The organism is Serratia sp. GW822-FHT06D09, assembly GCF_058799515.1.
In genome coordinates this window covers 1-9,406 of the sequence record NZ_JBXALO010000022.1, presented here as the reverse complement: position 1 = coordinate 9,406, position 9,406 = coordinate 1, and the positions used below count along the sequence as shown (strand labels likewise).

The following is a 9,406-nucleotide window of genomic DNA, read 5'->3' as shown; positions in this document are numbered from 1 at the left end:
GGGAAGGATTCGAACCTTCGAAGTCTGTGACGGCAGATTTACAGTCTGCTCCCTTTGGCCGCTCGGGAACCCCACCACTGGCCTTGCTTGCGAAACGTCTGTCTCGGTAAGCGGGGCGCATCATATCAAATGAAGCGCGCGTGTAAAGTATTGAAATGCAGAAAATGAATCGTTTGCCGATTTTTTACCCTTGGCGGTGCATCCCTGAACGAAAGGCACCGCTTTATTGAGCAATTACAGAATAACCGTCCGGTTGCCGTATACAAATACGCGCTGCGCCAACACGTGATAAAGCGCACGGCTAAGCGCGTTTTTCTCAACGTCACGTCCGGCGCGCATCATATCTTCGGCAGAGTAGGTGTGATCGACGTGGATCACGTCCTGCATGATGATCGGGCCTTCATCCAGATTATCGTTAACGTAGTGCGCCGTGGCGCCGATGATTTTAACGCCGCGCTCGTAAGCCTGATGATAAGGCCTTGCGCCGATAAAGGCCGGCAGGAAGGAGTGGTGAATATTGATCACCTGGTTCGGGTAGTGCTGTACGAATGCTGGCGTCAATACGCGCATATATTTGGCCAGTACCACGTAGTCCGGTTGGTATTGGTCGATCTGGGCCATCATTTTCTGATCGTGCTGATCGCGAGTCAGGCCTTCATGGCTGACCAGATGGAATGGGATGTCGAAACGTTCTACCAGCGTTTGCAGCGTATCGTGGTTGCCGATAACTGCCGCGATCTCCACGTCCAGGCCACCGTAGGCGCTTTTCATCAGCAGGTCGCCCAGGCAATGTGCTTCTTTGGTCACCAGCACGACAATGCGGCGGCGGCCGGAGTTATGCAGTTCACGAACCGAGCCTGCCGGCAGCGCGCTGTCGAGATCCGCCAGCAACGTGGTGTCATTGAAAATGCCTTCCAACTCGGTACGCATAAAGAAGCGACCGGTACGGTGATCGACGAACTCGTTGTTCTGAACAATGTTGAGCTCATGCTTATAGCAAATATTGGTGATCTTGGCGATCAGGCCTTTGGCATCCGGGCAAATGGTGCGCAAAACTTTTCTTTGTACATTTTGGTGTGGCATGGGGATGAGGATCCTGTCTGATACGGTATGTCCTGTCTGCGCAGGCGAGAATTTTATCGCTTTCATTTTCAGGCCATCGCCTGAAATCTCTTTGGCACGGTGACTGCCGGCTAACGCCCGCAGCACTTTTTATATTTTTTTCCTGAGCCGCATGGGCAAATGGCATTTCTGCCAGGCTGAGGTTTGGTTCCATCAATATAATACCAGCGTTGGCCAAGCTGAAGGAAGCGCGAGCGTTCGTGCATCGCCCTTTGCTCACCGGTGCTGCCGTCGATGAAGCGGGCAATGAACTCGACAAAACCTTCACTGGCCTCATGGCCGGGTTTTTCTTCCACCACCGTCAGGCCGAGCCATTCGGTGTCTTTGAAACTGTCGACGATGCCATTGCGCCATTCTGCCGCGTGGCAGTCGGGGTGCCAGGTAGCAATCAGATAATCCACGTTGTGTTTTACGTAAGCGCTAAAGCGCGAACGCATTAACTGTCCGGGGGTCGATGGCGTTTGGCTACCGTTGATGTAGGGCTCGCAGCATGCGCTATACTCCACTCCGCCGCCGCAGGGGCATAATTCGGACAAGGTGACTCCTAAAATGGCCGGAACCTGAGGAACGGGCCGATGCCGAAAGAAATTTAGCGCATATGTTACCTAACATTATTCGATCGTGACAATCTACGCTGACAGCGTCATTGATACAATTCACCGGGCAAAGGGCGGAAACTATGCGAAAAATAAAGATTGGATTGGCATTGGGCGCGGGTTCGGCGAAGGGGTGGGCGCATATCGGCGTGATCAACGGGCTAAAGAAGTTGGGCGTTGAGGTCGATATAGTAGCCGGCTGCTCGGTGGGTGCCCTGGTGGGGGCCGCTTTTGCCAGCCATCGTTTGCCCGCCATGGAAACCTGGGTGCGTTCGTTCAGCTATTGGGACGTGATCCGATTGATGGACTTGTCCTGGCAACGGGGCGGGCTGCTACGCGGTGAACGGGTGTTCAACGCGGTGGGACAATTGCTGAAGATCGATGATATCGCCGAGTGCTCACTTAAATTCGGCGCCGTGGCAACCAATCTCAGTACCGGGCGTGAGCTGTGGTTGACGGAAGGCGATATTCATCAGGCGGTGCGTGCATCGTGCAGCATGCCGGGCCTGTTGGCACCGGTCTGGTTTGATGGCTATTGGCTGGTGGATGGCGCTGTGGTGAATCCTGTGCCTATTTCATTGACCCGGGCATTGGGCGCCGACATCGTCATCGCCGTCGATTTGCAGCATGATGCTCATTTAATGCAGCAAGATTTGTTTTCGGTACGTAATCATGACGTAGAAGCGCCACAAGATCTCCCCGCCCGCAACTGGCGGGGGCGTTTAAGAGAACGAATCAGCAAAATGACGGCCAGAAAGCCTAATTTCACCCCAACGGCGATGGAAATCATGGGGACGTCGATCCAGGTTCTGGAAAATCGCCTGAAACGCAACCGCATGGCCGGCGATCCGCCAGATGTGTTGATTCAGCCCTATTGTCCGCAGATTTCGACGCTGGATTTCCATCGAGCGGATGAGGCAATCGCAGCTGGGAAATTGGCGGTAGAAAAACAGATCGATATGCTGTTGCCGTTGATAAAAAACAAATAACTACCGGTTTGCGGGAAAATACTCCACCGTTGGAAAAATTTCCGGCAAGCATAAATGGCCTTTTTGAGCCACTATTACACTATGGAAAGGGAAGAGGCACGGCTGATGGCATTACCATTGACTCACAAGCGCATTTTGGTGGTCGAGGACGAACTGGTTTTTCGTTCGGTGCTTGTTGGCTATTTGAAATCGTTGGGAGCAGAAACCAGTGAGGCGCCCAATGGTTTGCTGGCCTTGAGTCTGGTGGATGACGTTCATCCGGATTTAATCCTGTGCGATCTGGCGATGCCGGAAATGGACGGGATAGAGTTTGTCGAACATCTGCGCCTGCAGGGCGTACAAATTCCGGTGTTGGTGATATCGGCAACCGATAAAATGGCCGATATCGCCAAAATGCTGCGGTTAGGCGTACAGGACGTGTTGTTAAAGCCGGTGACCGATCTTAATCGTCTGCGTGAAGCGGTGCTGGGTTGCCTGTATCCTAATATGTTCACGTCCCCGGCGATTGAAGAAGTGGAGCTGTTACAGGACTGGGACGCGCTGAGTAAAAACCCCTCCGAAGCGGTGAAGCTACTCAAACAGTTGCAGCCTCCAGTGCAGCAGACCGTTGCCCATTGCCGGATTAATTATCGGCAATTAACCACCGGTGAAAACCCCGGGCTGGTACTGGATATTGCGGCGCTGTCGGATAAGGATCTGGCTTTCTATTGTCTGGATGTGACGCGTGCAGGGGATAATGGCGTATTGGCGGCGCTACTGTTGCGAGCTTTATTTAATGGGTTACTGCAAGATCATTTAGCGAATCAGCGTCAAAGGCTGCCGCAAATGAGCGCATTGTTAAAGCAAGTTAATCAATTATTACGCCAAGGCAAGTTGGAAGGGCAATTCCCACTGCTGGTGGGTTATTACCACGCCGAATATAAAAACCTGATTCTGGTCTCCGCCGGTCTGCATGCCAATGTGAATACCGGCGACAATCAAATTCAATTGAGCAACGGCGTGCCGCTTGGCACGCTGGGCGCGACGTACATGAATCAAATCAGCCAGCACTGTGCTGCCTGGCAGTGTCAGGTTTGGGGTTCTGGCGGGCGACTGCGGTTGATGCTCAGTGCCGAATAATCCCAACGGCTAAAATAGTATTTGAAATCCAGATATTTGAGATGCTTATTTTTACCTCAGTTAACCCCTTGGGTAATTGTCCTAAATTCTTTCTATTTGTGCTGCGGTTAATGCCAGACAGTCATAAGCTGGTATACTCCGAAGGTTTTTATATGGCGAAAAAGCTCATAAAGTGAGCGCTATTAAGAGAGGAAATAATGCCTGCTGTAAATCGTAAAGTCAGAAAGGCTGTGATCCCGGTTGCAGGCTTGGGAACACGGATGTTACCGGCGACAAAAGCCATTCCAAAAGAAATGCTGCCGCTGGTCGACAAACCCCTGATCCAATACGTGGTTAATGAATGTATTGCCGCGGGGATTAACGAGATTGTGCTGGTTACCCATTCCTCCAAGAATTCGATCGAAAACCATTTCGATACCAGCTTTGAGTTGGAAGCGATGCTGGAAAAGCGCGTTAAGCGTCAGTTGCTGGACGAAGTGCAGTCCATCTGTCCGAAGGGCGTGACCGTGATGCAGGTACGTCAGGGCGTTGCCAAAGGGCTTGGGCACGCCATTATGTGTGCCTATCCGCTGGTGGGTGACGAGCCGGTGGCCGTGATTTTGCCTGACGTAATCCTTGATGAGTACAGCTCCGATCTTAAAAAAGACAACTTGCACGAAATGCTGCAGCGGTTTGAGCAAACCGGCATCAGCCAGATCATGGTTGAACCCGTACCGCATAAAGATGTCGGTAATTACGGCGTAGCCGACTGCAAAGGCTACGCACTACAGCCGGGTGAAAGTGCTCCGATGGTCAGCGTCGTCGAGAAGCCATCACCGGACGAAGCGCCTTCCAATCTGGCGATTGTAGGACGCTATGTGCTTTCTGCGGATATTTGGCCGCTGCTGTCGAAAACCCCTCCGGGCGCCGGCAATGAAATCCAGCTTACCGACAGCATCGAAATGCTGATGCAGCAAGAAACGGTTGAAGCCTATCACCTGAAAGGGATCAGCCATGACTGCGGCAACAAGCTGGGCTATATGCAGGCGTTTGTCGAATACGGCATGCGCCATCCGACACTCGGCAAGGATTTTTCGCAGTGGTTGAATCAGTTACTCGCCGCTGATAAAGAATAATTTATTTATCTTTCGTCTTAATTTGAAAAACTAGGATTTTCCCATGAAAGTAACAGTTTTTGGTATTGGCTATGTTGGCCTGGTGCAGGCTGCGGTGTTGGCTGAAGTCGGCCATGACGTTATGTGTATTGATATAGACGAACGTAAAGTCGAAAACCTGAAGAAAGGGAATATCCCTATTTTTGAGCCAGGCTTAACGCCATTGGTTCAGCAGAACTATGAAGCCGGCCGCCTGCATTTTACCACCGATGCCAAGGCTGGGGTGGCGCATGGTGCCATTCAATTTATCGCGGTGGGAACACCGCCGGATGAAGATGGTTCTGCCGATTTAAAATACGTGACTGCCGTTGCGCGCACCATCGCGGAGCACATGACCGAACACAAAGTGGTGATCGACAAATCTACCGTGCCGGTCGGCACCGCAGATAAAGTCCGCCAGGTGATGGAAGAAACCCTGCAAAAACGTGGCAGCAAAGTGCCTTTCGATGTGGTTTCCAATCCAGAGTTCCTGAAGGAAGGGGCAGCGGTAGCAGACTGCATGCGTCCTGAGCGCATCGTAATCGGTACCGATAACAAAGATGTGATCGAGCCTATTCGTGAACTGTACGAGCCGTTTAACCGCAATCACGATCGCATGATCATGATGGATATTCGCAGTGCCGAGTTGACTAAATATGCCGCCAACTGCATGCTGGCGACCAAAATCAGCTTTATGAACGAAATGTCCAACCTGGCCGAAATGCTGGGGGCGGATATTGAGAAAGTACGCCAGGGTATCGGTTCAGACTCCCGTATCGGTTATCACTTTATCTATCCAGGCTGCGGCTACGGCGGCTCCTGTTTCCCGAAAGACGTTCAGGCGCTGATCCGCACTGCGGAACATATTGGCTACCAGCCAAAACTGTTGCAGGCCGTAGAGCAGGTTAACTACCAGCAGAAGTATAAGCTGACCAAATTTATCAAGCAGCATTTCGGTGATGACCTGAAAGGCAAAACTTTTGCGCTATGGGGCTTGGCATTCAAACCGAATACTGACGATATGCGCGAAGCCTCCAGCCGGGTGCTGATGGAGCAACTGTGGGAAGCGGGCGCTATCGTTCAGGCTTACGATCCTGAAGCGATGAATGAAGTGCAACGTATTTACGGTCAACGTGACGATCTGAAGCTGGTAGGGACCAAAGAAGCGGCGCTGCATGGGGCTGATGCGTTGGTTATCTGTACTGAGTGGCAGAATTTCCGTGCGCCGGACTTCGATGTGATTAAGGGTGCGCTGAAGCAGCCGGTGATCTTTGATGGTCGCAACCTGTTTGATCCAGAGCGTCTGGAAAGCCGAGGCTTCACTTATTATGCGATTGGTCGCGGTGCGTCCATTCAGCCGGTTATTTAAGGGTTAACTATGAAATTCCTGGTTACAGGCGCGGCAGGTTTTATTGGTTATCATACTGCTGAGCGTTTGTTGGCCGCCGGTCATCAGGTTGTCGGTATCGACAACCTGAATGATTATTACGATGTGGGCCTGAAAATGGCCCGTCTTGATCTGCTGGCGGATAAGCCAGCCTTCCAGTTTATTAAGCTGGATTTGGCCGATCGAGAGGGGATGGCGCAGTTATTCGCAGAGCACCAATTCCAGCGAGTGATCCATCTGGGCGCGCAAGCTGGCGTGCGCTATTCGCTAGAGAATCCGTTGGCGTATGCGGACTCGAATCTTATCGGGCATTTAAACGTGCTGGAAGGCTGCCGACACAATAAAGTTGAGCATCTGTTATATGCTTCTTCCAGCTCGGTATATGGTCTAAATCGAAAGCTGCCATTTGCGACTGAAGATTCGGTCGATCACCCGATATCATTGTATGCGGCGACCAAGAAAGCCAATGAGTTGATGTCGCACAGCTATTCTCACCTATATGGTCTCCCAACTACCGGCCTGCGTTTCTTTACCGTCTATGGCCCGTGGGGGCGTCCAGATATGGCGCTGTTCAAATTCACCAAGGCCATATTGGCGGGTGACAGTATCGATGTATATAACCACGGCGAGATGCACCGTGACTTTACCTACATCGACGATATTGCCGAGGCTATCGTCCGCTTACAGGCGGTTATTCCTCAGCCAAATGCTGACTGGACGGTAGAGCAGGGATCGCCGGCGACCAGTTCTGCCCCATACCATGTTTATAATATCGGCAATAGCAGCCCGGTGAAGCTGATGAAATATATCAGTGCACTGGAACAGGCGTTAGGGATTGAAGCGCGTAAAAATATGCTGCCTATGCAACCTGGCGACGTGTTAGATACCAGTGCCGATACCGCCGAGCTCTATCGCGTGATTGGATTTAAACCGGAAACCAGCGTTGAAGAAGGCGTGAAACGCTTTGTTGAATGGTATAAATCATTTTATAAAGCTCAGTAATTGAGCAGTGCGTTAATGCTATAAGGGGCTCAGGCCCCTTTTTTTATGCTTTGGAAAAATGAAGGGCTCTGCCGTTAGCTGGCGGATAAATGGGGCTGTCCATTAGGATAATTACGCAAAGCCCAGTGGGGGGCTCTAAGAAACCTGAAAATAAGCATAACAAAAAGGCTCCCAAGGGAGCCTTTTTAACATGTGACTGGAATGCTATTACAGCAGGAAATCGTCCAGAGATTTACCTTGCTCTTCGATAGCTTTCTTAATCACTGCTGGGGTACGGCCCTGGCCAGTCCAGGTTTTCAGTTCACCGTTTTCGTCTTTATATTGGTATTTAGCTGGACGTGCTGCACGTTTCGCTTTACCAGCGGCTTTAGTTGCAGCCATAGTTTGCAGCAGTTCATTTGGATCAATACCGTCAGCAATCAGCATTTCACGATATTGCTGCAGTTTACGGGTACGTTCTTCAACTTCTGCTTGAGCCTGGCTGTCTTCTTCGCGACGTTCGTTCACAACAACTTCCAGTTTTTCAAGCATCTCTTCCAGCGTTTCCAGGCTGCATTCTCTTGCCTGAGCGCGGAGAGTACGGATGTTGTTCAAAATCTTTAATGCTTCGCTCATTGTCCTAGTCTCAAATTATATTGGTGGGGGGCGTCTGGATAATAATAGAGTGCTCTTTTCTTTTCTGCAATAGCCAAATTGAAAGGAACGCTCAAATTTACCTTTTAAAAGACCTAACCAGAACTCTCTGGCTAATATAAGCGGGGGAGATAAGTATTACAACCTCCCTTTTTAAGTCAAATTTTCTACAGCAGCGCTATGTTTGCTGCGCCACAAAGGCATTCATGGCTAAGTTATAATTGTGTTTTATATCAATATAACTCTGAATTCTGTGGGTTAAATCACGAGTTTTAGTCTGCCAACACTGTAAACAATAGGGGTATATCAGTAAAGGTAACGTCAAGAACTGTACCCGGTCTGTTTTATGTCATTAAATACTCAGGCGCGGCGTCTGGAGGGGTTAATAGATTTAATCTTACGCGCTGGCACCTGTTGCAGGGCCGCTTCATGGCATTGGCATAACCATTAATGTTGGGCGCTAATCATTAGTAGTAATTAAATGTGATGACGGACAGAAACCATCCTGTAAATAGATGTAAAAGCGCTATGGTAGCAGAACGGAATGTTTCATTTGAAAGTCGACTATTCGTCTGGCCCGGATATTGATTAATCCCGAGGTGTAAGCCGGTTGTCGCCTTATGGTACACTTGGCTGCTGAATCAACCGCTGAATATTTCTTATACCATTGGAGTAGCGGGCCCATGGCTCAACTTTATTTTTATTACTCTGCTATGAATGCAGGGAAATCTACCGCGTTGTTGCAATCTTCATATAATTATCAAGAACGTGGTATGCGTACGCTGGTGTTTACCGCCGAAATAGATCACCGTTTTGGCGTGGGTAAGGTGAGCTCGCGGATCGGCCTGTCTTCCCAGGCACAGCTGTATAATAATGACTCTATGCTTTTTACGATGATTGCGCAGGAACATCAGCAGCAACCTGTGCACTGCGTTTTGCTTGATGAAAGCCAGTTCCTGACGAAACAGCAGGTCGAGCAATTGTGCGATGTTGTCGATCAGTTGGATATTCCGGTGCTGTGTTACGGTTTGCGTACCGACTTCCTGGGGGAACTGTTTATTGGCAGTCAATATCTGCTGGCCTGGGCAGACAAGTTGGTGGAGCTGAAAACCATTTGCCACTGCGGGCGCAAGGCGAATATGGTGCTGCGACTTGATGAGAGCGGGAAGGCGATGCATGCCGGTGAACAGGTGGTGATTGGCGGTAACGAAAGCTACGTCTCCGTCTGCCGCAAACATTACAAAGAAGCGATACAGGCATTGGAATAGCCTCCAGCGTGCAACAGAGAGCCTTGCAGCGCGTTTTGACGCTATTGCGTAGACACTACCGGATTGATGAATAATATCACTGACTAGTCCTGATATAGGTTGACACTTTTCAGCCGGATAACGCCCGATGAACCTCATCGGGCGTTTTATATTTTAG

Annotated in this window: 9 protein-coding genes; 6 read left to right on the top strand and 3 right to left on the bottom strand. The window is 50.4% G+C overall.

The genetic code is table 11. The annotated features are described in order from the left end of the window. Positions 1 to 234: 234 nt before the first annotated feature. Positions 235 to 1,083, bottom strand: coding sequence for a formyltetrahydrofolate deformylase (gene purU, locus AC1RKG_RS24665; RefSeq protein WP_020827197.1), 849 nt, complete (start codon positions 1,081 to 1,083; stop codon positions 235 to 237). A gap of 110 nt (positions 1,084 to 1,193) precedes the next feature. Continuing rightward, positions 1,194 to 1,658, bottom strand: coding sequence for a YchJ family protein (locus tag AC1RKG_RS24660; protein ID WP_046373374.1), 465 nt, complete (start codon positions 1,656 to 1,658; stop codon positions 1,194 to 1,196). A 143-nt stretch (positions 1,659 to 1,801) separates the two neighbouring features. Here AC1RKG_RS24660 and rssA point away from each other — a divergent pair, with 143 nt between their 5' ends. From rssA to AC1RKG_RS24635, 5 genes are all read left to right on the top strand, one after another. Next, positions 1,802 to 2,707, top strand: a complete 906-nt coding sequence (gene rssA, locus AC1RKG_RS24655; protein ID WP_493183831.1) for a patatin-like phospholipase RssA — start codon at positions 1,802 to 1,804, stop codon at positions 2,705 to 2,707. Positions 2,708 to 2,812: 105 nt separating this feature from the next. Further along, positions 2,813 to 3,826, top strand: a complete 1,014-nt coding sequence (rssB, locus tag AC1RKG_RS24650) for a two-component system response regulator RssB (protein WP_041415428.1) — start codon at positions 2,813 to 2,815, stop codon at positions 3,824 to 3,826. A gap of 197 nt (positions 3,827 to 4,023) precedes the next feature. After that, positions 4,024 to 4,941, top strand: coding sequence for a UTP--glucose-1-phosphate uridylyltransferase GalU (gene galU / locus AC1RKG_RS24645; RefSeq protein WP_130016750.1), 918 nt, complete (start codon positions 4,024 to 4,026; stop codon positions 4,939 to 4,941). A gap of 43 nt (positions 4,942 to 4,984) precedes the next feature. Beyond that, on the top strand, positions 4,985 to 6,328 hold the full coding sequence (locus AC1RKG_RS24640; protein WP_061069108.1) for a UDP-glucose dehydrogenase family protein: 1,344 nt from the start codon (positions 4,985 to 4,987) through the stop codon (positions 6,326 to 6,328). A gap of 9 nt (positions 6,329 to 6,337) precedes the next feature. Next, positions 6,338 to 7,348 carry an NAD-dependent epimerase gene (locus AC1RKG_RS24635; RefSeq protein ID WP_122079518.1) on the top strand — a complete coding sequence of 337 codons (1,011 nt, stop codon included), beginning with the start codon at positions 6,338 to 6,340 and terminating at the stop codon, positions 7,346 to 7,348. A gap of 207 nt (positions 7,349 to 7,555) precedes the next feature. Here the strand turns inward: AC1RKG_RS24635 and hns are convergent, their stop codons facing one another. Further along, the gene (hns, locus tag AC1RKG_RS24630) at positions 7,556 to 7,963 is read right to left on the bottom strand and encodes a histone-like nucleoid-structuring protein H-NS (RefSeq protein WP_006321188.1); all 408 of its coding nucleotides are present in this window, start codon (positions 7,961 to 7,963) and stop codon (positions 7,556 to 7,558) included. A 701-nt stretch (positions 7,964 to 8,664) separates the two neighbouring features. On the opposite strand from hns, the gene AC1RKG_RS24625 reads away from it, so the two are divergent. Continuing rightward, on the top strand, positions 8,665 to 9,249 hold the full coding sequence (locus AC1RKG_RS24625; RefSeq protein ID WP_122079517.1) for a thymidine kinase: 585 nt from the start codon (positions 8,665 to 8,667) through the stop codon (positions 9,247 to 9,249). The last annotated feature ends 157 nt before the right edge of the window (positions 9,250 to 9,406 follow it).

Bases quoted from the DNA above. Each gene is read 5' to 3' on its own strand.
- purU (WP_020827197.1), bottom strand. From the start codon at position 1,083: ATGCCACACCAAAATGTACAAAGAAAAGTTTTGCGCACCATTTGCCCG.
- rssA (WP_493183831.1), top strand. From the start codon at position 1,802: ATGCGAAAAATAAAGATTGGATTGGCATTGGGCGCGGGTTCGGCGAAG.
- rssB (WP_041415428.1), top strand. From the start codon at position 2,813: ATGGCATTACCATTGACTCACAAGCGCATTTTGGTGGTCGAGGACGAA.
- galU (WP_130016750.1), top strand. From the start codon at position 4,024: ATGCCTGCTGTAAATCGTAAAGTCAGAAAGGCTGTGATCCCGGTTGCA.
- AC1RKG_RS24640 (WP_061069108.1), top strand. From the start codon at position 4,985: ATGAAAGTAACAGTTTTTGGTATTGGCTATGTTGGCCTGGTGCAGGCT.
- AC1RKG_RS24635 (WP_122079518.1), top strand. From the start codon at position 6,338: ATGAAATTCCTGGTTACAGGCGCGGCAGGTTTTATTGGTTATCATACT.
- hns (WP_006321188.1), bottom strand. From the start codon at position 7,963: ATGAGCGAAGCATTAAAGATTTTGAACAACATCCGTACTCTCCGCGCT.
- AC1RKG_RS24625 (WP_122079517.1), top strand. From the start codon at position 8,665: ATGGCTCAACTTTATTTTTATTACTCTGCTATGAATGCAGGGAAATCT.